The sequence below is a fragment of the Micromonospora sp. NPDC005163 genome (genome assembly GCF_053599835.1).
In genome coordinates, this window is sequence record NZ_JBSFYP010000084.1 from 1 (window position 1) to 24804 (window position 24804).

Sequence of the window (24804 nt, forward strand, 5' to 3'; positions counted from 1 at the left end):
CTCAAGACCCGCTCAATCTACGACGAACACAAGGCCTGGGCTCACCACAGCACAGCAGCCGCTTGACATTTTGAATCCTGGGATGTCTGCCGAGATGAGTGTGTCGGCTCGTCCAGTTAGGGTGTCACGCTCGAATCATTCGCCTGGGTGCCGTTGTGGGGCGGTGGATTAGGCGATCCGGTAGCCGATTCCTGGCGTCGTCGCGATGACTGGTGGACCGCCGAGTTTGCGCCGCAGCCGGCCGACCGTCACTGTAACGGTGTTGGTGAACGGGTCGGCGTTCTCGTCCCAGACCTGTTCGAGCAGGGTCTCGGTGCTCAGGAAGCCCGGGCTTGCCCGCAGCAGCGCCTCCAGCACGGCGAACTCCTTCACCGAGAGGTTGAGTTGCCGTCCGTCGCGAACGGCGGTCCGGCGTATCGGGTCTAGCTCGATCCCGGCTGCGTGCAGCGTCCGGGGCCGGGCGTCTGGCTTGCGGCGGGCCAGCGCGTGGATGCGCAGGATCAGCTCCGGGAAGTGGAAGGGTTTGGCGAGATAGTCGTCCGCGCCCAGGGTCAGCCCGCTGACCCGGTCGCCGGGCGCGCTCGCCGCGGTCAGCATCAGCACCATCGGTCGGTCTGCCCGCTCAGTGATCATCTGGCACAGCGTGTCGCCGTGGAGGCCGGGCAGGTCCCGGTCCAGGACCACCACGTCGTGCGCGGTGAGGTCGAGCTTGGCGGCGGCGGTCAGCCCGTCGTGGGCGAGGTCGACGGCCATTCCCTGGTCGCGCAGCCCTTCCGCGACGACCTCGGCGAGTGCGTGATCGTCTTCGACGACGAGGATCCTCATGCCGACCTAAATTCCAACCAGGAGGACCGCGGCATGCGGCGCTCTGCACGTCATGCCGCCGGTACCTTCGCGACCGGAAACGTGATCGTTACGCGCAGGCCGCCCTCCGGCCGGGCGAGCAGGATGAGCCGGCCGCTGTGGGCGGCGGCTACGCCGGCCACAATGGACAGGCCTAGTCCCGAGGAGCCGGTACGCTCGTCGCCGAGCCGCTCGAAGGGCTGCGTCAGCCGGTCGACCTCCCGCTGGTCGAGGACGCGCCCGCCGGTTTCGACGACGAGCACCGTCTCCTCCTCGCTCGCGGACCCGGTGATTCCGATCCATCCGCCGTTCTCGTTGTGTGTTACGGCGTTGTCGACGACGTTCTCCACTAACCGTGCCAGCAGCGCCGGGCTGCCCTGGGTCGCCGTTCCCGGCGGCACGTCCACCGTTACGCTCAGCCGCTTCGTCTCCACGTCGGCGTACCTGTCGCACAGTGCCGCGCCGATGAGGTCGCCGAGGTCGACCGGGGCGGCGTCGGCCAGCGCGCCGTGCTGTGCCCGGGCCAGCACGAGGAACCCGTCGAGCAGGTGATCGACCCGGTCCAGTTGCGTACGCAGGCGGTCCGCGAGCGCCACCGTCGAGGCGGCCGGGTCGGGCTTGGCGACCGCGACGTCCAGCGACGCCCGCATGGTCGTCAGCGGCGTACGCAGCTCATGGGAGGCGTTGGCGACGAAGCGGCGCTGTGCGGCGAACGACACTTCGAGCCGTTCGAGCAGTTCGTCGATGGTGTCGGCGAGGTCTTTCACCTCGTCGGCCGGGCCGGTGACGGCAAGCCGCCGGTCCAGGCTGTCGGCGGAGATGCGCCGCGTGGCGCTGGTGATGATCCGCAGCGGCCGCAGGACGCGCCTAGCCAGCGCCCGGCCGAGCAGCAGTGACACGACGGCCATCACGATCAGCGCCACCAGCGAACCGGCGAGCAGCTGACTGGCCTGCTGCGCGTGCACCTCGGCCAGCTGGTCCTCCAGCTCCCGGATGCGCTGCTGCGCCACGGCGAAGCTGCCGTGGGCGGGGGGATTCCCGGCGGGGGCGACGCTGCTCAGGCTGCCGTCAGAGAGCAGAAAGGTCAGGCCGAGCAGCCCGACACCCGACAGGAGGAACACAACGGCGTACAAGATCGTGAACCGTACCCCCACGGTCCCGCTGCGCAGCCTGATCATGCCTCCAGCATGCCTTGGAAGACCTAACAACAGCATGACAGAGCCGGTTCGGGCCGTGTTACGCGCCGATCCGTAAAACGGACGGCATGTCGACCACTGAACTCCTCCGGCGGGAATGGACCGCGTTCCGCCGCCCGGGCCGCCTGATCGCCCTGGCCGCCGCGGCCCTCACCGTCATCGCGCTGGGCCTGCTGTTCACCTCCGGCACCCGTGCGTCCTGCGACGGGCCCTGCCCGGCCGCTCCCGTCGCCGGCGACGGCTCCATCGTCAGCGACAGGTTCTGGTTCCTGCATCGCGACCTGGGCCGCGAGGGGAGCATCACGGTACGGATGACCTTGATGACCGGGACGATCACCTATCCCCCGCCGAACCACGACCAGATCGTGTCCGGGCTGGTGCCGTGGGCGAAGGCCGGGATCATCGTCAAGGACGGCGTGCGGCAGGGCTCGCACTACGCGGCGCTCATGATGACCGGCAGCCACGGCGTGCGCTTCCAGTACGACTACAAGCACGACGTCGCCGGAGGCGCAGGCGGCGTCTCGGAGCAGTCCCCGCGCTGGCTGCGCCTGACCCGCTCGGGCGACACCATCACCGGTTCCGAGTCGGCCGACGGCGAGCAGTGGCACACCGTGGGAACGGCGAAGCTCGACGGGCTGCCGGACAACGTGCAGGTCGGCCTCTTCGCCACGTCCCCTGGCGACCTCACGCTCCGGGAAATCGGCCTCGGCGGCGCTATCGAGGAGGTCCGGTTCACCCAGGCCGTCGGCGTCTTCGACAACGTCGCCGTCGAGGGCGGTGCCACCGGCGCGTGGGCCAGCGACTCGATCGGCCAGATGAACCACACCGACTGGGAGAAGTACCATAACGCTTCCGGAGCCGTGGAAAAGGACGATGTCATCACGGTCAGCGGCACCGGCGACATAGGGCCGTTCAGCGACGAGGGCGCGCGGAGCGTCGAGAACACCTTGCTCGGCCTGACGGTCGCGCTGATCATCGTGCTCATCGCCGCGGCCCGCTACGGCGCCCGCACGGCTCGCGAGACGGCCTCCCGGCGGGTGATCGCCGCCCGGGCGGCCGTCGTCGGGGCGGCCACCTTCGTCACCGGTCTGGTCGCCGTCGGCGTCGTCCTCCCGGCGAGCATGGCGATCCTGAAGGGCAACGGCATCCCGGTGCAGCCTGTGCCGGTGCTGACCGGCGCTCGGGTGATCGTCGGCGTCGCGGCGGTGCTCGCCCTCTGCGCCGTCCTCGCGTACGGGCTCGGCGTGTGGCTGCGCCGTGGCTGGGCAGCGATCCTCATCGGACTGTCGCTGGCCGCCCTGCCCTACGGCGTCGCGGCGTTCCCGCTACTGCCCGACACGCTCTCCGAGTGGGTGCTGCGGCTCACCCCGGCCGCAGGCTTCGCCGTCAAGCAGACGATGGTGGAGTATCCGCAGGTGACCGCGCATTATGCGCCGTCGGCCGGGTACTTCCCGCTCCCCGGGTGGGCCGGGCTCGCCGTGCTCTGCGCGTACACCGTGATCGTGATGCGGATGGCCGTTGGTCGCAAGCAGGCTGCGCACACCGACTGGCGATAGTGGACGGCGCGGGGGCACGGCCCCCGCATCGTCTCAGACTACGAGGAGGACGAGGCCGTCGGCGTCGGCGAGGTGCTCCGTGAGCGGGAAGCAGCCCGCCGCCAGCGGCTGGTCCCTGCGCGACTACATGAGTGGCCGGTATGACTTGCCAAGATCAGGCACACTGTCATGCCGCGATCCGCGCGCTACGCAGCGTCACGCCGAGCTGGCCCGGTTGCCGTCCGGACGTGCCGAATTGAGTGTGCCGCTACTCCGGGCGGGTTGGTCGCGGGTGTGTATTGCGGGTGTATCGAGAGTGCTTACGCCACCGCAGCAGCCCTCCCGATTAGATGGGGACATGAACCACAGTGCATCCCTGTCAGCATCGACCCGCCGCACGCGCAGGATCGTGCTCCTGAGCCTGGCGGTCATCGGCGTGGCGAGCGTCGCGTTCGCCGTGCGGCGACCGCTTCTGATGTCCGCTCCGAGGTGCATGGCCGGGCGGTGGCACGGCTGCTACGACACGGAGAACGGTGTGCTGCTCATGATGCTGGTGGGGCTGCCGTTGGCTGCTCTGGTGGTGTGGGCTCTGGCGCGCTTTCGGCGTGCCACCGGTGGCACATCGGCGTGGCGGATGTCGCTGGCCGAGATGGGCCTGGTCTACGGGACGGTACCGCTCGTATGGATCACCATGATGCCGGGACCGGGGGCCGGCACCGTCCCAGGCCGGGTGAGTCTGATCCCGCTGCGGGACCTGTTCACGATGGGGCCCGTCGGGATCGGCGGCAACCTGCTGATCTTCGCGGCGCTGGGGTTTTTCGCCCCGATGAGGTTCGCGGTGCTGGCGTCCGTGCCGCGGATCCTGGCGCTCGGGGCAGGCTGCTCGGCCCTGGTCGAAACCGCACAGTACGTGCTGCGGCTGGACCGGGTGTCCTCCGTCGACGACGTGCTGGTCAACGCCGCCGGCGCCGTGCTGGCCGGGCTCGTGTCGCGCCACTGGTGGCGCACCGCGGCGGAGTTACCGTCGGACCGGCCGCGCCCCGCGCCGGCAAGGGCAGACTGAGCGGCGTGTCCAGTAGGCGAATGTCAGCGATACTTTTCCTGATCATAGACATCCGGCATGCAGGTACTGATCGTGGAGGACGAGCCCTAGTCAGCCGCACTCTTCTGCCGCGATCCGCGCGCTACCCAGCGTTACGGTGAACCGGCGCGGTCGACGCTCGGACATGCCGATGAGCGGATGTCTGGGTGTCGGCAGAACGCCGCCGTGAGTGCGTCGCAGAGCAGCGATCGTGCAGTCGGTCGCCGGGCGTTTGATCCTGACTTGGTGCTGCCGATCTACAGGTTGTCCCGTAAGTGATCTATGGAGTGTTGGCTGACCTGCTCGTTGTAGCGGGATCGGCGGTGATGGAGGTGTGCAGGTCGGTGATGCGGAGGGGTCAGTTCTGGTTCACCGGCCAGACCGCCGCCGGATCGCAGTGGGCCGGGCACGCCAGCAGGTAGACCTCGTTGCCAAGAAACAGCCAGTAGGTGTCGGCGCGGATGCTGTAGGGCTGCTCTGGCTGGCCGGGGTGGACGGCGAACTCCATGCCCTCTGGCACCTGGCAGACGTACACCAGATCGGCGCCGCACGCGCACCTGTAGTACTCGGGATCCTGCGCCCAGGACGGAGTACCACCCACCTTGAAACTCTGGGCTCCGAGCCCTCGCGAGTTGGGGGTATCCATGAAGGGTCGCAGCGTCAGCGGCAGGGCGCACAAGGACGGTTCGGCCTCCGCCGCTGGCAGCGCCGCGTGGCGCTGGAGCAGCACACGCCAGAACGGGCGCGGGTAGGGCGGCTGCGGAGCGTCCCAGTACCGGGGTACAAGTCGACCATTGGCCGACTCGGGTTCGGATGCGTCGTTGTGCGCACGGCAGTGGAAGACCAGCAGGTGGTCTCCGCCGAAAATCTCCACGTCCGGGGGTATGTCGAGTTGAAAGAACAGAGCCATCCGCTCGCCGCAGAAACACTCGGGCCATTCCTGGGCGTCGTCGAGGAATGGCCAGCCGCCCACTGAGTTCCGCATCGGCCGGTCCAGCGGCTCGGTCCCGACCTCGACCACGTGGGCAGGCAACACCACCCGCACCTTCCTCACATCATGTTCGACCACCCGCTCACCCTAAGGGCTGTCGTATGGCTGCTGGTCGCGGGCGAGATGGTCTTGGAATGGCTGGTGTGATCACGGCGTCGCAGTCGTCCTGGATAGCCCCGTTCACCGGGCTGAGCCCGCGCAGTTTCGGCAAGTTGGCGACCATGCTGCGGCGTGAAGGAACGGACGCGGTCCGCCGGGGCCGGCCGTGGGGCCTGCCGTTGGGAGATCGGGTGCTGCCGGTCGCGGCGTACTGGCGCACCAACCTGACACTGCGCCAGCTCGCCCCGCTCTTCGGGCATGCGACATCCTCTTCTGCCGCGATCCGCGCGCTACCCGACGTGACGAGGCGCCAAGGTGGCTCGTGCGCAGGCACCCGTCACTTCCCTTGGCCTGACGGTGCAGATAAGGCAGAAGTACCGCGCCTACCACACCACCGAGGCCATCATCGGCGGCGTCACCCCCAGCCTCGCCAATCCGGAGACGCTCCTCCTGGGCCGCCTCGACGAGCACGGACGACTCCGCTACACCGTCGCCGCCCAGATGCGTGAACGACGGCGTACCCTAGCCTTAACGGACTGATGAGTCCGTCTCTGGGTTTGGCGTGGAGCGAGTTCAGCTGGGGGCGCCTTGGTCCTAACCGTCTCTAAGCACAGCTCAAAACACCCCGAGGTGATGGTTCACGAGGTCTGGGCGGTTCTGGCCACGAGCGACAGGTTGGACCATCTAGTCCGCGCAGGCTAGCCTGCGTAGGTACTCGGTCACGGGGTGATACGCCCGGCCACAGCCTCCACTCAGACTGCGGCTCGGCTGCTGCTGGATCCGCGTATCTGGACCGTCACTACCAGGATCTACAGGAAGGCGCGGCTGATGGAAACCGATCGGGATCGTGTCCGCCCGAGCTGTCCTTTCGGCCACTGAGCGTCGGCGCACGGACATGACCACCCGCGGTTTCACGTTCGTCGCCGATGAACCGCACAACGGGACGAGATCGTGACATTGAGGTAAGGCGGCGCCCAAACCGACACTAAACAGTCGGACCATGACGCCGTTCGTTGTGCCCACCTACAGCGAACGTCGAACCACACACAGAAGGAGCAAGAAAATGAATGACACCACGCAGTCCACCGAAGATCTGGCGATCCTCGAGCAGCTCAACCTTGACTACAACAATGCGGACCAGGCCAGCGATGCCAAGCGCTTCAGTGAGTTTCTTGCTGAGGATTTCATCGTGCAGACACCGGGTGTCACCCGCAACCGCGACGAGTACCTCGAGTACATCGCTAAGCCGCGCCCTTTCAAGGATCTCGCGCTGCGTGAGGCCAAGATCCGCATCCTCGGCGACGTTGCTCTGATCCACGGCCGCGCCTCCTACACCCTGATCGCGGACGGCGCGGAGCAAGAAGCTCTGTACACGGACGTGTACCAGAAGCGTGAGGGCACCTGGGTCTGCGTCTCAGCCTGCGCGATCGCTCCGGGCGCCTGACGCCGGTCGAACGAGGCTCCTGGTCGCGAGACACTCGGGTAGGGACCACACGGGAACCAAGGGATAGTTCAGGACAACAGAAATGCGTAGCTCCATGCTCAACACGGCACCAGTGACCAACGTGGCCGGCCGGGGCAGAACGCTCCGGCTGACCTTCATATCTGCGGTGGTCTCCCTGGTGGCCTCGTTTGCCGCTGTGGGCTCGACGATCCCGCTGTTCAACATCTATCGGGCCGAGGACGGGTTCACCAACGCCGGCATCTCGATGACCGTCGTCGCGTACTCCGCCACCACTCTGACCACGCTGCTGGTGCTGGGGCGACTGTCCAATCATCTGGGCCGACGGCCCACCTCGATCGCCAGCCTCGTCCTGCTCCTCTTGGGCTGTGTGCTGCTGTTGAACGTGCACGACATCGGCATCCTGATCACCGGCCGGCTCCTGATGGGCCTTGGTGCCGGGCTGGCCAGTAGCAGCCTCACTGCGTACATCGTCGACGCCGCACCCGCCAGGCCTGCGTGGTTGGCCTCTGTCGCCTCCAGCCAGACAGTCATGCTTGGCCTCGCCGTCGGCGCCATCGCCTCCGGCGCCCTGGTTCAGTTCGGGCCGTGGCCACGCGACCTCATCTTCCTGGTTGTCATCGGCCTTCTCCTCCTGTCTGTCGGTCTCATTGCCGTCAGCCCGGAGACCGTGACTCGGATGCCGGGTGCTTGGCGATCGCTGCGACCTCGGGTCTACGTGCCGGCCCGGGTCAGGCATCTGCTCCCCGTCGCGGCGGCGGTGTTCCTGGCCACCTGGGCGGCCGGGGCTTTCTACCAAGCGTTCGTGCCTGCGCTGGTCGAGGACCAGCTCCACACCAGCAGCCCGCTCATCGTCGGATTGGTGTTCGCCGCCTACATGGGTCCCAGCGTTCTCGGCGCTCCCCTCGGCGGCCGGTTCACAACAACGGCAGCTCAACGTCTCGGCATGATCGCCTTCCTAGCCGGAATGATCGGCATCATCACAGCGATCGCCACCGGCACACTGGCGTTGTTCATCGCCGCAACGATCGTCGCCGGCGCCGCTCAAGGGATCGCCATCAGCGCCGCCACTCGCGGTCTGCTGCACGGAAGCACACTGGCCGAGCGGGCACCGATCCTCAGCGTGATCTACCTACTCTGCTATAGCGGCGCTACGATCCCGGCCCTCATCGCCGGCCGACTTTCCCACACTTTCTCGCTGCCGCAGATTGCGCTCGGCTACGGTGCACTTGCCCTCATCGCTACCCTGTTCACCGCCATCGCCGCACGCAACGCGCAGACCGACACGGCCGAGAACAGCCAGCACGGTGAGTAATCATGTGACGAACCTCGCCGTCATCCGGACCTCACTCGGCCGTGAGCGGGGCGCTGACCGTTTCGTCGACGCCCATCGATCGCGAGAAGTACGTCGATAGCTGCGCTTACGCCTTTGTCGACGACATGCGGCTGGACGAGTACGACTATCGCCGCGACCCGGGACCGATCTGATGACCATTAACGAAGGGGCACCCCCATGACCGGCCCAGCTGAGCCGACCCGCTACGCCTTCGAGTACCCCGACGAGGCCGGACACCCCGACGAGGAAGGCACCCTCGGTCAGGACCAGGCCGTCCTCATCGACGAGGTGCTCGATGATCCCCATGCCCCCGCATTCGACTTCGCCGTCGTCAACGACGAGCAAGCCGGCATTTACGACGCCATCGTCGGCGACCGCGAGATCGCCGGGCTGACCTACAACGTCGCCGGCGACGACCGACTCGTGCTGCTGGCCGCCGTGGTGTACCCCGAGTTCCGCAAACAGGGCATCGCCACCGAACTGATCCGACGCGTCCTGGACGACGTACGCGCGCAAGGCAAGACCGTCACCATCCTGTGCCCGATCGTGCGCACCTTCATCGAGCACAACCCCGAGTACGCCGACCTCATCGACCCTGCGCACCCGGGAGTGACCAAAGGGTTCACACCGGTCCTAAACCCACCTATTAGTTCCCCGACAGAAAGTGTGACGATGACGATCAATCTCGAGGCCGAGGCGGTCGCCCGTGAAGAGAACAACGCGGCGATCATCGCCGCTTTGGACAAGTCAGGTCTTAGCGAGGTGGAGTCCAGCTGGGAGCTCGATGTCATCAACGACGCGGAGCACGGGCGATGGATCGCCACCCTCGGTGCCGAAGCGATCGCCGAGCTCCCGTACCGGTTCGTGGGCGGCCGTGTCGTTCTGCTGACGACCTGGGTCGATCCCGCCTACCGCAACCATCGGGTAGCCACGGAACTCGTCTCTCGCGTCCTGGACGAGATCCGCGAGAGCGGGAAGAAAATCACTATCATCTGCCCGGTCGTGGGTGAGTTCATTGCCCGCCACCCGGAGTACACCGACCTCATCGATAAGATCCATCCCGGCTCCGGCGCGTACCCCAAGCACGAACCCGTGGGAGGCCAGGACGACGAGCAGCTCACCGCGTTCGAGCGCGACCTCGGCTGAGCTACCCTCGCTGACTTAACGCTCACATCATGCCCCTCGACGCGGACCCCGAGTTCGTCCACGAGGACGTGTACCGGCCTCGCCACGAGGTGGACCTGCGGGCGACGGTGCGGCCGTTCTTCTCCGGTGACGGCGACCCCACGTTCCTCTCAACGCCGGATGGGTTCTGGCGCGCGGTGCGCACCCCCGACGGCCCCGCGACGCTGCACGTCCAGATGGGGGCGGGTGCGGATCGGGGTGCGTTCCGGATCCGGGCGTGGGGAGACGGCGCCGAGTGGGCGCGAACGTCCGTACCGGATTTGCTTGGCGCGCGCGACGACTGGAGCGGGCTCGACCTCTCCGGTCACGCGCGGCTCGCTGAGGTACGCCGCCGGTGTTCCGGCCTGCACCTCACTCGAACTGGACTCGTGTTCTCCGCGCTCGTCGCTGCCATCTTGGGGCAGAAGACGACCGGTCGGCAGGCGCACCATTCCTGGCGCTACCTCGTCGTCCGCTACGGCTCTGCCGCGCCGGGACCGGCGCCGCACGGTCTGCGAGTCACGCCGAGCGCGCAGGAGTGGAGCCTCATCCCATCCTGGGCCTGGCACCGGGCCGGTGTACAGCCGTCACAGTCCCGCACAGCCATCGCCGCGAGCAGAGTCGCCGCCTCCGTGGATCGTCTGGCAAGTCTCGACGCCGGCGACGAGCGCGTCGGCGCCGGTCTGCGCAGCATCCCCGGCGTCGGCGTGTGGACAGCGGCCGAAACCACCCAGCGGTCCCACGGCGATCCGGATTCGGTGAGCGTCGGCGACTACAACCTCGCAAAGGAGGTCGGCTGGGCGCTCACCGGCAGCCCCGTCGACGATGACGGCATGCTCGAGCTGCTCGAGCCGTGGCGTGGGCACCGGCAGCGAATCGTGCGGCTCATCTCCGCCAGCGGATTCCGCAAACCCCGATTCGGCCCGCGTATCACGATCCAGGACCACCGCGTCCACTGACGACTCCGCGGCCGAACCGCCCACGCATCGGCACGCGCTGCGGTCGAACCGGAAACGGTAAAGCCATCAACCCTTCGTTCAACAGATCCGTTCGTGCAGCAGATCCCTGTTGTATGATCTTGCCCGGCGGGCCGCATCTCATGCGTCTCTTCCATCGGGCTCGCTGTGACTTCGCCCGGGGCGGTCAGGAAGGTAGTTCCGACGGGCCCGGGCCCGTCCCGCCGCGCCCTGGCAACCGGACGGCCGGGGCGCGCGGCGGGTGTGGCGGGTGGCGTCGGTGGGCGTGGTGGCGTCCGTCGCGGTCGTCGCAGACCGGCTCGACCCGCCCGCCCGGCCGCGGCCGACCCGGTCGCGGTCGCCCTCCAGCTCGCCCACGACCTCGAGACGCAGAACCGGTACGACGCCGCGGCGCAGATGTACCAGGAGGCGTTGCGGGACCGGCCGACGACGGGATCCGGCTGCGGCTCGCCTTCGCGCTGCTGCGGGCCGGCGACGGCGGCGGCGCGCAACGAATCGCCCGAGAGGTCCTGGCCCGCGAGCCAGATTCCCCCGACAGCCTGCTGGTGCTGGGGCTGGCGCAGCGGAACAGCCGGTCGGCCGAGGCGGAGCAGACGCTGCGGCGTTTCCTGGCCGTCGCACCGGCCCATCCGGCCGCCGCAGAGATCAAGCGGCTGCTCGGCGCGGGTCAATCCACCGGGCGCTGACAGTGACCCTGCGGAAGCCGGGTGCGGTCAGTCGACCTCGACCCAGTCGAGGGTGAGCTGGACCGTCCACCGGGCGGCTGACCGGCACGCCGAGGATTTCCGCCTGCAGTTGCATGCACAGGTCGTTGGCGGTGACGCCGCCGTCGACCTTGAGGCATTCCAGCCTGGGTTTCGGGTCGTGACTACAGATCTTGAATGGTTAGGTTGAGTTGGGTTCGAGGGTCAGGCCGGTGTGGGCGAGGAAGCTGTCGAGCAGGTCGGCCGGTACTGGATGCGCTTTGAGTCGGTTCTTGTCGAGTGCCCTAGAGCGAACGGAGATGATTGTGCAACCGACGTGGCTCATGATGCTTTCGTGGGCTGTGCTCTTTGTGGGGTTGGCCAGCACCGCCGTTGTCGTTGTTGACCAACTTGTTTTTGGATATCGTCAGCCGGTCAAGGTCATGGAGATAGTCTGGCCGGCAACCGCCCTCTACCTTGGCCCAGCAGCCGTCCTGGCCTACAGAAAGTGGGGTAGACCCCAGTCTCCCCGGTGGCTGAACCGGCACGGCAAACCGCCCAGGATGTCGCGACACGCTCCTACGATAATCGTAACTTATCATTGTGCGACGCACTGTACTCTGGGTGTCATCATTGCTACGCCTATCACCTACGGCGTTGGCCTCGAGATATTCGGCAGCACACTGTGGCCCGAAGTCGTCGGCGACTATGTAGGCGCAGTGGCCGTAGGCGTTGCATTTCGCTACTCTACTGCGGCTCACACAGGTGGTCGAAGAACGTGGGCCGCAATGCGGAAATTTTTCAGGACCGACCTGCTGACCGTGTCCGTCTTCGAGTTCGCCCTATTAGGCTGGCTGGCGCTAATGCATTTCCTTGTTTTCCACGAGACCCTGCGGCCTAGTAGTCCGGTGTTTTGGCTCATTATCCAGGTCGGGTTGATCATCGGGTTCTTCGCCGCTTGGCCGCCAACCTTGTTGCTGATCCGCCGCGGCGTCAAAACGGAAATGCTGGGCACGCCGCAGTAGGTGGTGATGCGCCGACGTCCTGGGGCGGAGGGGTGCACGTTGAGCTCGGTGTCGCGCAGAACGGCGAACGCCAGCGCGACGGCGGGCCACCGGTGGGCGTACTCGCCCGGGTGCAGCCGCTCGCCAGCGACGATCCACGCCCGGCGGTGCCGGCGCATGTCCTCCACCAGATGTACCGCGCCGATCCGGTTGAGGGCGGCCAGGAGCACCCGGCGCAGCGGGCGGGACACCGGGGCGATGCGGGGCCGGTCGATCAGCGACTCGCCGCCCGAACGGGCGACGAGGAACCGGAGCACGTCGGTGGCGGTGTCGACCAGCGCGGCCACGTGCGCCTCGACGGCGGCCGGGTCCGCAAGTAGCCACGCCAGAACCTGGCCTTCGTCTCCCGGACGGGCACGGCGGCGCACCATACCCAGCGTCGTCGTCGGCCGGCACGGACACGGCGGTCTACGTCACCGTCGCAGACGACGACTTCGTCGGCGCCGGCCTGATCGTCGCCCACCTCGCCGAGCTCAGGCACCGCCACATCGCCCACATCGAACACCACGAGACCAATCCGGTACTGCTAGACCGCATCACCGACAGCACTCGGCCCACAACTCAGGTGAAGCTCTCCCCCACCCTCGCTGCCCGGCGGACCACCGCTGCCCTGTAGTCCCGGCGGGAAGGCCGTGCCGTCCGAGAGGTGGCTCCGCCTGCACCTCGGAGGTCTTGCAGCTCGGATCTCCCTGGCAACCCGCCCACCTCGCGGCGACTGGCGCTCTGCCGACAACGGCGCCCGGTAGCCGCTGCGGTTCGTGGAGCAACCGGGCCGGCATCCGGGCCATCGCCAAGCCGGTAGCGACGCCGCGAGCCGGCTGGCGTCGACCCGGGTGCGCACCGAGCTGCTCGGCGTCAGGAAATCCAGCGCCGCCAGCAGCCGCGTTCCGCGGCTGGCGAGACTCGTTCGGCTTCGCCCGGACGATGAGCCAGTTCGTCGACTCCGGGCAGCGCGAGCGCGACGGGGTCGGGACGCTGCTTGTCGTACCACGGCCGGCGGTCGCGGCCGACGGCGTGATGGTGGGTGATGGTGCCGCCTGCGGCGAGCAGCGCGTTGGAAGCGGCAGGTGACCACGCCGGTCGCGCCGACCGTTCGGAGCGCGTCGCCGGCTGCGGCTAGCACGGCCGCCCCCAGGGCGGGGAAGCGGTCCCAGGTGCACGCGGTTTCGTACGTCTCCACGATCATCGACCGGGCGGCGAGCGCGTCGCGTTGGTACGGCATCCGTAGGAACGCCGACCGCCAGGCCTCGGCGGCGGTGGTGGTCCGTTGTCGTGGGCCAGACGAGTCGTCCGCCCTGGGCGGCTCCGGCAGGGCTCCCCCGTGGTCGCGGCACAGCTCGACGGCGCGGTCCGACCAACCGCGCCGTAGCGGTCAGGCAGGCACGAGTTCGCGGCAGCGCCGCAGGTTGGCCAGGGCGACCGGCGCGTCACGGCCCTCGATGCCGGCGGCGAGTTCGGTGACAATCGGCGCGGCCCGTCCCGGCTCGCCCGTGGTCACGGCGGCCTCGGCCAGCACGAGGACCGCCTCCGCCGCCCAGGCCCAGATGCCCTTGTCCCGGACGAGGGAAACTGCGTCGAGCGCGTGCCGCGCCGCGTCGTCGGGCCGGTCAGGCAGCAGCAGGCGGGCCAGCCCCGAGCTGGCCTGCACCAGCGGCAGGATCGCGCCGACCCGCCGGGCCTCTGTGATCACGTCCCGGAACTGGCGCTCCGCCGCGGCCGGGGATCCCGAGCAGGCCAGGACCGTGGCGAGTTCGGCGCGGACGTCGAGCCCGGCGAACGGGATCCGCTCCGGGGTGGCGGCCAGCCGGGCGAGGCGGTCCGCCAGCCCGTCAAGCCGCCCGGCGGCCCGGTCGAGCGCCAGTTCGGTCACCTCCACGAGGCCAAGCAGCCGCTCGTACTCGGTCGCCTCCATCAGCCGCCGGGCGGCTGAGGCCAGGGCCGAGGCACGGTCCAGGTGCCCGGCGTGCAGGGCGCCCTGGGCCCAGTTCAGGCAGGCGCGGACGTGTTCGCGGGGCCGGTCGGCGAGGACCGACGAGGCGCGCATCTCGTCGATGACCAGCCAGGCCGTCGGGTCACCCAGCTCCAGCAGCAGCGAGGCGCGGGCGATCCGCACCTCCAGGTGGGCGACCGGGTCGCCGCTGGCCGCCGCTTCCTCCGCCGCCGCCGCGCACCGGGCCAGATGGTCGCGCACGTGCCGGCCGACCACCGTGTCGGGCGCGGCCAGCACCGCGAGCGCCTGCGCCCGGCGTCGTGGGGCGCGCAGGTACGGCACGGCCCGTTCAATCTCGGTGTACCCGCGCAGCTCCTCGCCCTGCTGCCGCAGCATCCGCCCGAGCACCAGGCCCAGTTCGCCGCGGGCGCCGGGCGGCAGGTGCCGGTCGGCGAGCAGCCGCTCCAGGACCGGGATCACGGGTGCCTGGCTGAGGCCGTCGATGGCTGAGCGGCCCAGCTTCGCGGCGAGCCGGACGCGCACCGGACGAGGCAGCTCGGCGAGGTCCATGGTCTGCAGCAGGAACCGGGCGGCGGTGGCGTCATCACCGCGTTCGGTGGCCAGGTCGGCGGCGGCTTCGGCGTTGCGGACGAAGTCGGCGCCGCTGCCAGCGAGCCGGTAGTGGTGGGCGAGCTGCGCCACCGGCCGGGGCAGCGACTGCTCCAGCACGCGGGCGGTACGCAGGTGCAGCCACTGCCGGGTGCCAGGAGAAAGCAGGTCGTACACCACCTGGCGGGCCAGGTCGTGGCGGAACCGCAGCCCGTCGGTGGCCTCGTGCAGCAGGCCGGCGTGCTGCGCTGCATCCAGCGCCGCGCGGACCGCGTCGCCGGGGAGGCGGAGCACTGCGGCGAGGGTTCGATTGTCCGGCACCAGGCCGAGCACCGCGGCGGCGCCGAGCACCGCGCGGGTGGATTCGTCGAGCGAGCGCAGCCGCCAGAGCAGCACGTCCCGGAGTACGAAGGGGACCGTGTCGTCGGCGAGCGGATCGCCGCCCCGTTCGGCGAGGGAACGCAGTACCTCCTCCAGCACGAACGGGATGCCGGCGGTGCGGTTCAGCAACGTGGTGGTGAGCCGGTGTGGCGGGTCGGCCAGCCGCAAGGTACGGGCGGCCAGCTCGCGTACGTCGCCGGCGCTCAGCGGTGGTAGCGCAATCCGCCGCACCGCCCCCGGCGGGGTGCGGGCCAGCGCGTCGTGGATGGGCGTGCCGCCGGTGGGGGCCGGGGGCCGGGCGGTGAGCACGACGGCCAGGTGGGCGATCGGGTGGGCGCCGAGGTAGGCGAGGAACTCGCAGGTCGCCGGGTCGGACCAGTGAAGGTCTTCGAGCACCAGCACGGCGGGCGTGAGCGCGGTGAGCACCGCGGCGACCGCACGGAGCAGCCGGTGCCGCTCGGCCGGCTGGTCGTTCAGCGGAGGCGGTGCGGGGGGCAGCCGGTCGGCCAGTTCGGGCAACAGCGGGGCGAGCGCGCCGGCTACCGGGTTGACCGGGCCCAGCTCGTCGGCACCGGTCCGGATGGCGTCGAGCAGGGCACCGAGCGGGAACGGCTCCGGCACGTCGTCACACTCGCCGACCAACCGACGTCGGGTGTAGCCGGTGAGCAGCTCCGCGACAAGCCGGCTCTTGCCGATGCCCGGCTCGCCCTCCAGCAGGACCACACAGGGTGGCGTCTCGATGAGGCGGCGCAGCGTCGCCAGTTCGGCCGCCCGGCCGACGAACTCGATGGGTCCGCGCAGGCGTCCAGGGCGGACCAGGGACTCGAACCCGCCCCGCGTGTCGTGCCCGTCAAATCGCCCGTCGCCGCTCGCGCGGGCAGCCAATCATCCGGACCTGATCCGGTGGACGGCCGGGCGGGCCGGCGGTGACCTGTGGCACACCGCCGGCCCGTCCGGCCGCGGGGATTAGGAGCTACGACCGCACCGTGATCGGCAGGGTCTTCAACGGCTCCTTACCGTTGCTCAGCACCACCACGCCGATGTACCGGCGACCGGGGGTGAGCCCGGACCAGCTCAGCCTCAGCTTCACCGTCGCGCCCGCCATCACGCTGACCTGCTTGGGATTGACGGTCAACCGGCCCACCGAGGTGCCGGGCGCGCCGGGCAGCAGGGTGGTGATGGTGTACGTGTTGACGCCCTGACCAGTTGGTGTGTTGAGGGTGTACAACTGCTCGATGATCAGGGTGTAGTCGCCGGCGCCGGGCAGCACGATGTTGGCGCCGTCTCCGGTGCCGTACTTGTACTCGACGAGTTTGCCGGTGCTGTCGTAGACATAGAACATGAAGTCGCCACACGCCGGCAGCGGGTCTGCGCTCCAGTCGATGTCCGTGCAGAGCGGTTTCTCCCCGGTGACGACGATCTGCGCGTTGACCGTGCCGGCGGGTACGTGCACCGTGCCCCGGTATAGCGACGCCGGCATGGGGACCGGCAGGTTGTCCGGCGAGTTCCAGTCCCAGATCGGCGCGTCGCCGCGCAGGGTGGTCGTGGTGCTGGTGCCGGCGGTCAGCCCGATCGGCTGCGCGGCCAGGGTGCCCCGGTAGCCGACCTGCGCGGTCATCAAGAAGCTGCCGGAGGTGCCGGTGCCGGCGATCCGGTCGGGCGCGACCAGCCCGGTGTTCTTCAGGACCAGTGGGATCGTGACCTGGTGCTGGGACTTGTCCCGCCACGTCAGGGAGCCGTCAACCCAGGCGTCGACCGCCCCGGCCTCGTTGGTGATCTGCACCTTGAAGGTCGCGGTCCGGCCCGGGAGCACGTTCAGTCTGGCCGGGGTGACCTTGACCCGGTAGCCGGCGGGCGCCCGCACCGATGAGGTGTAGGTGCCCTTCTTGGTGCTGACGTTGGTGACGGTGCGGGTGACGGTCTGGGTTCCGACCATGTTGCCCATAGCGATCGACGGGTAGTTGAGCTGACTCGTCTCGATCGCACCGGTCGTGGCGCAGTCGTCGTCGGGTACCTGGGAGCCCTTCGCAGCCAGCCCGCACAGGTATCGCTGCCAGTCCTGCTGGTTGGAGTCGTAGACCAGGCCCGGGTCGAACGCGCCGCCCGGGCGGACCTCACCGGCGCCGTAGTTGAACGGCGTGGCGTCCGCGTCACCGAGCTTGATCGGATTGCCCTTGTCGGTGGTGTCCACGGTGGTCGTCATGAGCGCCGAGCGGATCGCCGCCGGTGACCAGTCAGGGTGCCGGGCCCGCAGCAGCGCGGCGATGCCGGCGATGTGTGGGGCCGCCATCGACGTACCCGATTCGAGAGCGAAGTCCTGCCCGCCGAGCGCCGGGGAGAACGCCGCGGCGATGCCCACGCCGGGCGCGCTGATGTCCGGCTTGAGCAGGTCGCCGCCGTTGAAGTACGACGGCCCCGCCGAGGAGAACCCGGCGATCTGGGGCGCCTCGACCGCGGTCAACTGGCCCGCCGAGATCGTCGCCGTCGGGTTGCCCTCCGCGAGGTAGCTGGCGACGGCCGGGGCGTCGGTGTTGGAGATGTGCACGGTGGGCACCGAGTGCAGGTCAGGGTCGAGTGAGTTGGCCGCGTCGTTGTAGAGCACCATGCCGATACCACCGGCCTTCGCCACGGCGGCGCTCTTCGCAACCCGGTCGATGACCCCCCGCCGGCAGAACACGATCGCGCCCGTGACCTTGGCCGGGTCGAGTTCGCCGTCGGTGCAGAGTTCGGCGTTCTGCGGGGTGTCGGGGTGCAGCGCGCTGGCCTTCCCCGAAACCAGTGGTGCCGGCCCGGCGGCGGTGCCGCCCACGCCCACACCGGTTACGGTCGTGCCGTTGCCGAGGGTGAGCGTCCGGCTGTACTGCTGGTCCGTGGTGCTCGCGGCAACCGTGGTCACCCAGGGGGTCGAGTTGTCGACGGTGCCGGCCTCGGGGCCGGCGTTGCCAGCCGCGGCCGAGACGAACACCCCAGCGGCGGCGGCGTTGAAGAAGGCCTGCTCGATCGCGGTGAAGTTCTCGTTGTCGTCACCGACGGAGTAGTTGATGACGTCGACGCCGTCGGCGACCGCGTCGTCGATGGCGTGCACGATGTCAATGCTGCTACCCGCCGCCGAGCCGGCGCCGGTGTCGTATAGGGCCTTGTAGATTGACAGCCGCGCGGCCGGCGCCATGCCGGAGATCGTCCCCAGGGACTGGTCGCCGACCGAAGCCGGTACGCCGTGGTTGCCGGCGGCGGTGCTCGCGGTGTGGGTGCCGTGACCGTTGCGGTCGCGGGGCGAGTGGTACTCGTCGGAGAACACATCGGCCAACCCGCTGTAGTTGTACCAGCGGGCCCCGATCACCTTGTTGTTGCAGGTGACCGGCGCCTCGGTACCGACGTCGCAGGTGCCCTTCCACTTCGCGTCGATGGTTGCCTGGTCCGGGCGCGGGGTGGGCAGCGCGGCGAAGCTGGCGCTCTCCGGCCAGAAGCCGCTGTCGATGACCCCGACGATGACGCCCTCACCGGCGTGGGCGACGTCGCCGAACTGCTGCTGCCACACGCCGCCCTGCCCGGTCAGACCGAGGTAGTCGGGGGTGTGCGAGGTCGTGGCGTGCACCTTCTGGTCCTCATACACCGCGGTCACGCCCCGGGTGGCGCGCAGCCGGGCCACCTGTGAGTGGTTCAGCTCGACGGCAAAGCCGTTGAAGGCGGTGTCGAAGGCGGCCCGGGCCTGGCTGGTGGGAATCTTCATGCCGGCCAGTACCGTGTCGCGCTGCCGACGCAGGTGCTCCCGGTACGCCGTGGCGGCGTGGGAACTGCGGTCGAGCCGGCCGGCGCCGGTCGGCTTGGTGGCGGCCAGTCCGGCTACGCCGCCGGTGTAGGTGGCTAACGGTTGCTCGGCGAGTTGCACGAGGTAGCGGGCGGTCGGTCCGCTGCTGGTCGGCGTTGCCGCCACTGCGGCACCGGCTGGCGCGGTCGCCAGCCCTGCCGCGATCAGCGCGACGGTGGCCAGCACGCTCACCGGGGCGCGCCTGATCCGTCCGGGCGGGGGTGTTTTCGGTCGTGGCACGTCGTCCTCCACATTCGGTGCCGGCCGCCACGGCGGGGTGGCGGTGGCCGAAACGTAGGAGCGGCGGCGATCTTCCAGGAGAAACTTTTACCTGCCGGCAATCTTGGAAACAGTCTCGTAACATCGCGGGTACTTTTCGCGTCATTTTCCAGAGCCCAGCCGCCCGCCGGTCCGGGCCGAGAAGCTCGGTGGCGGGTCTTGAGCAGATCGTTCCGCTCGACCGCCCGATCCTGTGCCATGTCGATCATCACGCACCGAGTGAGCGGCCGGACCGGCCGCAGGACGACGTCCGGGCCAACCTGCAGCCGCCGCCCCGGCCAGCCCTCTTCCGGGAAGCCGCTGCCGGGAATGTCGATCAGGAGGTTGGCCCGGAACCGCAGCGGGTCGACGCCCATGCCGCCAGGTTCGCCGCCGCTGAGCTCCGTCAGCCGGCGCAGCGCAGCCGTCGTGATGAGGCTGACCGGACCCTCATCATGGTGCAAGACCGGGGCGTGACACTGCGACCACCATCAACGAGTTCGGCGGTGCCAATGCGTAGCCCTCGGTTCGCGGCACGGGCGGACATCCCACACCACAACCACCGTCATGCTCCGTAGCGAACGACTCGGGTCAGATGTGCGCACGGACCTCTGCGACCGCGTCGGCAAGGGCTTCCACTCCGTTCGTGATGGCGCGTTCGGTGAGGGTGGCGTAGCCGAAGATAAGCCCGCCGGGTCCGGCAGGGCTCAATCGGTACCGGGAGACGCCTTGCACGACCAGTCCGTGCCGGGCGGCGGCAGCCACGACCGCAGCCTCGTCGAGATCGTGCGGGAGCCAGGTTACGACGTGTTGGCCCGCCGCGACACCGTCCGGCTCCAGGTCGGGCAGCCGTGTGCGCAGCGCAGCCAGGAGTGCGTCGCGGCGGCGGCGGTAGACCGGGCGCATTCGCCGCAGGTGCCGGTCGAATTCGCCGCGAGTAAGGAAGTCGGCGAAGGTCAGTTGGTCGATGACGGGAGAGCCCCGGTCGGCCAGAACCTTGGCCGCCGCGATTTCGTCAACCAGGTGTGACGGCGCCAGCAGCCAGCCGAGGCGCAGCCCTGGCGCCAGGGTCTTGCTCGCTGTGCCGCAGTACACGACGGTGTCGGGCGCCAGCCCCTGCATGGCTCCGACGGGCGGGCGGTCGTAGCGGTACTCCGCGTCGTAGTCGTCCTCGATCACCACGGCGCGGCGACGCTGCGCCCAGCCGATCACCCGGGCTCGAGCGGTGGCCGACAGGACCCCGCCGGTGGGCCACTGGTGCGAGGGCGTCAGCACGACGGCGTCCGCGTCGGTCTGTTCGAGCTCCTCGACGAGAATGCCGTCCGGCCCGACCGGGACGCCGATCACCTCCAGGCCGGCAGCGGCCGCGACGCGGCGGGCGTCGTCGTCCGCGGATGGGTCCTCGACGGCCAGCCGGCGGGCGCCGCGCGCCGCGAGCACCTGGATCAGCAACGCGACGCCCTGGCCGTAGCCACTGCAGATCACGACGTTCTCCGGGCGGGCCAACGTGCCGCGGACCCGGTTGAGGTAGTCGGTCAGGGCCGTGTGCAGTTCGGGCACGCCACGCCCGTCGAGGTAGGCGAAGCGCTCGTTCGGCGTGGTGGTGAGGACCGTACGCACCGAACGCAGCCAGGCGGCCCGGGGGAACGACGACACGTCGGTGCGGCCGTACCCGAAGTCGATCCGGGCCGCCGACCGATCCCCGGCGCGGCGATCCGCTGGCGGCGGAACCGGCTCGACCGCAACCTGGGTGTAACCGCCAGCCCGACTGGTGAGGTAGCCCTCGGCGACGAGTTGCTGGTAGGCCTCGACCACGACGCCACGCGACACTCCCAGATCGGCTGCGATGGTGCGGGTGGGTGGCAGGGACGTCCCGAGACGCAACCGGCCGGCCCGGATGCTGCCCCGGATCGAGGCGGCGATCTGCCGGTGCAGCGGTTCGGCCGCGGACCGGTCGACATCAATGAGCAGGTCCTGCGCCGTGCTGGAATTGGTCCTGATTCGACCCATGCAATCGGACCTTACCGGGTGTACCGATTTCCGTCAGGCTCAGACGTATGACCACAGTGACCAGCGCACGCTTCGACGGCCGCCTCCTCACCCCGGGCGACCCGGGTTACGACGCGGCCCGCACCATCTGGAACGCCATGATTGACCGCCGTCCGCGGATGATCGCGCGGGCCGCGAGCGTCACCGACGTGGTGACCGCGGTGCGCCTGGCTCGCGAACTCGACCTGGAGATCGGGGTGCGCTGCGGCGGGCACAACGTGGCCGGCCTCGCCGTCCCCGCGGACGGCCTGATGATCGACCTGACCCCGTTGAACAACGTTCGGGTCGACCCGATCCGGCGGCGCGCCCGGGTCCAGGGTGGCGCGCTGCTCGGCGCACTCGACCGGGCGTCGCAGTCATACGGCCTCGCCACGACCGCAGGTAACGTCTCGCACACCGGGGTCGGCGGCCTGACCCTTGGCGGCGGCATGGGCTGGCTCGCCCGCCAACACGGGTTGGCCTGCGACAACGTCGTCTCCTACACGATGGTCACCGCCGGCGGGGACGTTGTGTCCGCGAGCCGAACCGAGAACCCCGACCTCTACTGGGGCCTGCGCGGCGGGGGCGGCAACTTCGGCATCGTCACCGACTTCGACTTCGACTTGCATCACACCGGAACGCAGACCCTGGTCGCCGAGTTCGACTTCCGCGCCGAGGACGCCGTGCCGGTGCTCGAAGGCTGGCGGGACCTGAACGCCGTCGCACCGCGGCAGGCGACCTTCACCGCCGATGTTCACAGTACGGCCATCGGCCCGATCGCCACCGTCGGCTTCGTTTGGGTCGGCGACGCGGCGCAGGGTCGCCGGTTGCTGCCGGCGATGCGCGCGCTCGGGCACCCGGTCGCCGAGCGGGTCACCACGCCGTCGTACCTCGAGCTCCAGCAACGTGACGACACCACCGGCGGCCACGCCTACCGCCGGTACTCCAGCGCGCACTACCTGCGGCAGTTCCCCACCGCCGCGATCGAGGCGTTACTGCTGCGCGGCGCGTCGGACCTGCACGCCGGCACCTACCTGCCCGGCGTCGGCTTGCAGGCGCACGGCGGCGCCATCGCCGACGTCGCGGACGCCGACGCCGCGTTCAGCCACCGCGGCACCACGTTCGAGTTCAGCGCCGGCTCCCGCTGGATCGAGCCATCCGAGGACGACACCCGGATGGCGGCGGCGCGCGCTGCCGGAGCGGCGCTCGACCCGTACGCCGACGGCGTCTACGTCAACTCGCTCGCCGCCGACGAGGGGCAACGCGGGCTACGCCGTGCATATCCGGCCGCCAAGCTCGCCAGGTTGACCGCCCTAAAGACCGTCTGGGATCCGCAGAACATCTTTCACCTCAACCACAACATCCGGCCCAGCCACGCCTGAGCCGGCACCGAGAATGCCGACAGATGGAAAGGATGCTCATGACCTCCACCGGCCCCAACGTTCAGCTCAGCACCCACAGCCAGCAGCGCAGCCGCCTGTTCCTGCCGGGCCTGGCCGCAGCGGCTGCCGCCGCCGTCGCCGTGACGGCCGTCGCGGCCACCGCCATGGCCGTCGGTGTCGATTTCGAGCTACCCGAAAGCGGCGCGTCGATTCCGCTGGTCGGCTTCACGCAGCTCACGTTCATCTTCGGCGTTGTGGGCATCCTCATCGCCCTGACGATCCGCCGTTGGGCGTCCCAGCCGGCACGCACCTGGGTCCGCACCGCGGTGGCACTCACCGCGCTGTCGCTCGTACCACCGTTCCTGGTCAACGCCAATCTCGCCATCGAGTGCACGCTCGTGCTCGCACACCTGGTCGCCGCCGCAATCGTGATCCCTGTCATCGCCCGCCGGCTGGCTATCTGACGTTCGTTCGTCACGGCACCCGGGACTGCGTAGATTTCCGTGTTTGACCTGGGTGTGGTCCGTTGGACAGGACGTTGATCCTGTCCGGGAAGGACCACGTCATGGCAGACAAGAAGAACGCTGCTCCACTTCCGCAGCCGACGGCGGCGGAGGTGGAGTTCGCGCAGCAGTTGGTCGAGCGGGCCAAGGCCGACGGGGTGTCCCTGGTGGGGCCAGGCGGGCTCCTCGCCGGGATCACCCGGACCGTCCTCGAGTCAGCGCTCGACGCCGAACTGGATGCCCATCTTGACGAGGCGGGTGTCGATGAGACGACTGGCCGGTGGGCCAACGTGCGTAATGGTCACGGGGCGAAGACGGTGCAGACCGAGGTGGGTCCGGTGCGGATCCAGGTGCCGCGGGACCGGGCCGGATCATTCGCTCCGCGGATCGTGCCGAAGCATGCCCGCCGGTTGGATGGGTTCAACGAGGCGATCCTGTCGCTGTATGCCAAAGGGTTGACCACCGGGGAGATCTCCGCCCATCTGGCGGATGTGTATGACGCCGACGTGTCCCGGGAGTTGGTCAGCCGGGTCACCGACAGCGTCCTGGACGAGATGGAAGCTTGGCGGCAACGGCCTCTCGACAGGATCTACCCGGTGGTGTTCATCGACGCCCTCGTGATGAAGATCCGCCAAGGGCAGGTCGCGAACCGGCCCGTCTACGTCGTGGTCGGTATCAGCCTCGACGGGGAACGTGACGTGCTGGGCATGTGGGCCGGCACCGGCGGTGAGGGCGCCAAGCAGTGGGCCGGCTACCTCACCGAGCTACGCAACCGCGGTGTCGAGGACGTGTTCATGGTCTGCTCCGACGGCCTCAAGGGCATGACCGACGCGATCGAGCAGGCCTGGCCGCAGGCGGTGCACCAACAGTGCGTCGTGCACCTCGTGCGGGCCAGCCTGCGCTACACCAACCGCAAGGACTGGCAGAAGATCACCCCGCCCTACGGGAGATCTACACCGCCCCCACCGTCACGGCTGCGGAGGCCCGTTTCGAGACGTTCGCCGCCAACTTCGGCGCCCAGTATCCGCCGTGATCCGGCTTTGGCGGACCTCCTGGGCGCAGTTCGTGCCGTTCCTAGACTACGACCACGAGGTCCGCAAGGTCCTCTACACCACCACATCATCGAGAGCCTGAACGCCCGGTTCCGGCAAGCCGCCCGACGGCGCGGACACTTCCCGACCGAGCAGGCCGCGATGAAGGTCCTCTACCTCGTCGTCCAGCAGAAACGTAAGGGCGGCGGGAGCATCACGGGCCGGGTCTACGGTTGGGCCAAGGCCCTCAACGCCCTGGTCCTCGCCTACGGCGACCGGATCGCCATCTAACAACCTCGATCACACCGCAGGCCCAAACACGGAAATCGACACACTCCCTTGCCGAGGCTCAGCCGGCGGCTGGTGGTCCACGACACCGCGGTGCCTGTCGGTTTGTCCGCCCGGCCGACACCCGGCCCATAGCCTGGCTTCATGGCCGAATC

The 24804-nt window shown here is 69.2% G+C and carries 20 protein-coding genes and 5 pseudogenes; 15 read left to right on the forward strand and 10 right to left on the reverse strand.

What is annotated here, in order from left to right; genetic code table 11:
• Positions 1-168: 168 nt before the first annotated feature.
• Positions 169-825 (reverse strand): response regulator transcription factor, encoded by a 657-nt coding sequence (locus ACWD6N_RS33380; protein WP_074307989.1) that lies wholly within the window; start codon positions 823-825, stop codon positions 169-171.
• Positions 826-875: 50 nt separating this feature from the next.
• Positions 876-2021: a sensor histidine kinase gene (locus tag ACWD6N_RS33385; protein WP_354968846.1), complete on the reverse strand. Its 1146-nt coding sequence runs from the start codon at positions 2019-2021 to the stop codon at positions 876-878.
• A gap of 86 nt (positions 2022-2107) precedes the next feature.
• On the opposite strand from ACWD6N_RS33385, the gene ACWD6N_RS33390 reads away from it, so the two are divergent.
• Complete coding sequence (locus ACWD6N_RS33390; protein ID WP_387331100.1) at positions 2108-3595, forward strand: DUF1349 domain-containing protein; 1488 nt, start codon at positions 2108-2110, stop codon at positions 3593-3595.
• A 523-nt stretch (positions 3596-4118) separates the two neighbouring features.
• Complete coding sequence (locus ACWD6N_RS33395) at positions 4119-4637, forward strand: VanZ family protein (RefSeq protein WP_450006057.1); 519 nt, start codon at positions 4119-4121, stop codon at positions 4635-4637.
• Between the two features lie 376 nt (positions 4638-5013).
• On the opposite strand, the gene ACWD6N_RS33400 is transcribed toward ACWD6N_RS33395, so the two are convergent.
• Positions 5014-5724 carry a hypothetical protein gene (locus tag ACWD6N_RS33400; RefSeq protein ID WP_450006039.1) on the reverse strand — a complete coding sequence of 237 codons (711 nt, stop codon included), beginning with the start codon at positions 5722-5724 and terminating at the stop codon, positions 5014-5016.
• 56 nt (positions 5725-5780) lie between these two features.
• On the opposite strand from ACWD6N_RS33400, the pseudogene ACWD6N_RS33405 reads away from it, so the two are divergent.
• From ACWD6N_RS33405 to ACWD6N_RS33440, 8 genes and pseudogenes are all read left to right on the forward strand, one after another.
• Positions 5781-6029: pseudogene (locus ACWD6N_RS33405) on the forward strand (transposase family protein); the annotation flags it as partial.
• Between the two features lie 31 nt (positions 6030-6060).
• Positions 6061-6285 carry a hypothetical protein gene (locus ACWD6N_RS33410; protein ID WP_450006061.1) on the forward strand — a complete coding sequence of 75 codons (225 nt, stop codon included), beginning with the start codon at positions 6061-6063 and terminating at the stop codon, positions 6283-6285.
• Between the two features lie 523 nt (positions 6286-6808).
• On the forward strand, positions 6809-7189 hold the full coding sequence (locus ACWD6N_RS33415; RefSeq protein WP_354968671.1) for a nuclear transport factor 2 family protein: 381 nt from the start codon (positions 6809-6811) through the stop codon (positions 7187-7189).
• Positions 7190-7301: 112 nt separating this feature from the next.
• Positions 7302-8522, forward strand: a complete 1221-nt coding sequence (locus ACWD6N_RS33420; protein WP_387329142.1) for an MFS transporter — start codon at positions 7302-7304, stop codon at positions 8520-8522.
• Between the two features lie 41 nt (positions 8523-8563).
• A complete protein-coding gene (locus tag ACWD6N_RS33425) occupies positions 8564-8695 on the forward strand; it encodes a hypothetical protein (RefSeq protein WP_354968673.1) in 132 nt (43 codons plus the stop codon).
• A 25-nt stretch (positions 8696-8720) separates the two neighbouring features.
• On the forward strand, positions 8721-9689 hold the full coding sequence (locus tag ACWD6N_RS33430) for a GNAT family N-acetyltransferase (RefSeq protein ID WP_450006041.1): 969 nt from the start codon (positions 8721-8723) through the stop codon (positions 9687-9689).
• A 29-nt stretch (positions 9690-9718) separates the two neighbouring features.
• Positions 9719-10666: a DNA-3-methyladenine glycosylase family protein gene (locus tag ACWD6N_RS33435; RefSeq protein ID WP_450006043.1), complete on the forward strand. Its 948-nt coding sequence runs from the start codon at positions 9719-9721 to the stop codon at positions 10664-10666.
• 563 nt (positions 10667-11229) lie between these two features.
• Positions 11230-11370 (forward strand): hypothetical protein, encoded by a 141-nt coding sequence (locus ACWD6N_RS33440; RefSeq protein ID WP_450006045.1) that lies wholly within the window; start codon positions 11230-11232, stop codon positions 11368-11370.
• A gap of 67 nt (positions 11371-11437) precedes the next feature.
• On the opposite strand, the pseudogene ACWD6N_RS33445 reads toward ACWD6N_RS33440, so the two are convergent.
• Positions 11438-11533 (reverse strand): annotated as a pseudogene (locus ACWD6N_RS33445) (FGGY-family carbohydrate kinase); the annotation flags it as partial.
• A gap of 397 nt (positions 11534-11930) precedes the next feature.
• Here ACWD6N_RS33445 and ACWD6N_RS33450 point away from each other — a divergent pair.
• Together ACWD6N_RS33450 and ACWD6N_RS33455 are read left to right on the forward strand one after the other, a co-directional pair.
• A complete protein-coding gene (locus tag ACWD6N_RS33450) occupies positions 11931-12392 on the forward strand; it encodes a DUF4396 domain-containing protein (RefSeq protein WP_450006059.1) in 462 nt (153 codons plus the stop codon).
• A 32-nt stretch (positions 12393-12424) separates the two neighbouring features.
• On the forward strand, positions 12425-12751 hold the full coding sequence (locus ACWD6N_RS33455) for a hypothetical protein (protein ID WP_354968677.1): 327 nt from the start codon (positions 12425-12427) through the stop codon (positions 12749-12751).
• A 482-nt stretch (positions 12752-13233) separates the two neighbouring features.
• Here ACWD6N_RS33455 and ACWD6N_RS33460 read toward each other — a convergent pair.
• The 6 genes and pseudogenes from ACWD6N_RS33460 to pdxR form a co-directional block, all read right to left on the reverse strand.
• A pseudogene (locus tag ACWD6N_RS33460) lies at positions 13234-13329 on the reverse strand (alpha/beta hydrolase); the annotation flags it as partial.
• A pseudogene (locus ACWD6N_RS33465) lies at positions 13287-13779 on the reverse strand (FAD-linked oxidase C-terminal domain-containing protein); the annotation flags it as partial. The pseudogenes ACWD6N_RS33465 and ACWD6N_RS33460, both read right to left, overlap by 43 nt.
• A gap of 24 nt (positions 13780-13803) precedes the next feature.
• Entirely contained in the window at positions 13804-16236 is a 2433-nt protein-coding gene (locus ACWD6N_RS33470) for an ATP-binding protein (protein ID WP_387329155.1), read from the reverse strand.
• A gap of 88 nt (positions 16237-16324) precedes the next feature.
• Positions 16325-19351 (reverse strand): S8 family serine peptidase, encoded by a 3027-nt coding sequence (locus tag ACWD6N_RS33475; protein WP_450006048.1) that lies wholly within the window; start codon positions 19349-19351, stop codon positions 16325-16327.
• Positions 19348-19881 (reverse strand): MOSC domain-containing protein, encoded by a 534-nt coding sequence (locus ACWD6N_RS33480; protein WP_450006049.1) that lies wholly within the window; start codon positions 19879-19881, stop codon positions 19348-19350. Before ACWD6N_RS33480 ends, ACWD6N_RS33475 begins: the two co-directional genes overlap by 4 nt.
• A gap of 127 nt (positions 19882-20008) precedes the next feature.
• Positions 20009-21427: a MocR-like pyridoxine biosynthesis transcription factor PdxR gene (gene pdxR / locus ACWD6N_RS33485; protein WP_450006051.1), complete on the reverse strand. Its 1419-nt coding sequence runs from the start codon at positions 21425-21427 to the stop codon at positions 20009-20011.
• Positions 21428-21474: 47 nt separating this feature from the next.
• Between pdxR and ACWD6N_RS33490 the strand changes: the two genes are divergently transcribed.
• From ACWD6N_RS33490 to ACWD6N_RS33500, 3 genes and pseudogenes are all read left to right on the forward strand, one after another.
• Positions 21475-22827, forward strand: a complete 1353-nt coding sequence (locus ACWD6N_RS33490) for an FAD-binding oxidoreductase (protein ID WP_450006053.1) — start codon at positions 21475-21477, stop codon at positions 22825-22827.
• Between the two features lie 38 nt (positions 22828-22865).
• Positions 22866-23291, forward strand: coding sequence for a DUF6069 family protein (locus ACWD6N_RS33495; RefSeq protein ID WP_450006055.1), 426 nt, complete (start codon positions 22866-22868; stop codon positions 23289-23291).
• A gap of 101 nt (positions 23292-23392) precedes the next feature.
• Positions 23393-24652, forward strand: a pseudogene (locus ACWD6N_RS33500) (IS256 family transposase).
• Positions 24653-24804 lie beyond the last annotated feature (152 nt).